This window comes from Streptomyces actuosus, from assembly GCF_016921115.1.
Classification (GTDB): domain Bacteria; phylum Actinomycetota; class Actinomycetes; order Streptomycetales; family Streptomycetaceae; genus Streptomyces; species Streptomyces actuosus_A.
This window is the reverse complement of sequence record NZ_JAFFZS010000171.1, coordinates 1-477: the sequence shown is the minus strand read 5'-3', so window position 1 is coordinate 477 and position 477 is coordinate 1. Positions and strand designations below refer to the sequence as shown.

Sequence of the window (477 nt, the reverse complement as noted above, 5' to 3'; positions counted from 1 at the left end):
TGGCCCGCACCGGCGCCGTGCCTATCGGCTCCATGGGCACCGACTCGCCGATCTCGGCCCACACCGAGCGCCCGCGTCTGCTCTTCGACTACTTCACCCAGCTGTTCGCCCAGGTCACCACCCCGCCGCTGGACGCGATCCGCGAGGAACTGGTCACCTCCCTGCGCAGCTCGCTCGGCCCGCAGGGCAACCTGCTCGACCCGACCGCCGCCACGTGCCGGTCCGTCGTGCTGCCCTTCCCCGTCATCGACAACGACGAGCTGGCCAAGCTCAACCACGTCAACGCCGACGGCGACATGCCCGGCTTCAAGGCCGCGACCCTCTCCGGCCTGTACCGGGTGCACGGCGGCGGTGACGCGCTGGCCGCCCGCCTCGAGGAGATCGGCGCCGAGGCCGACGCCGCCATCGACAACGGCGCCCGCCTCATCGTCCTGTCCGACCGGCACTCCGACGCCGAGCACGCGCCGATCCCGTCGC

The 477-nt window shown here is 72.5% G+C and carries 1 protein-coding gene; it reads left to right on the top strand.

Translation table 11 applies throughout. The features are described from left to right. Window positions 1–477: glutamate synthase central domain-containing protein (locus JS756_RS36045; RefSeq protein WP_275892794.1), on the top strand; the 477-nt coding region annotated here is incomplete at both ends.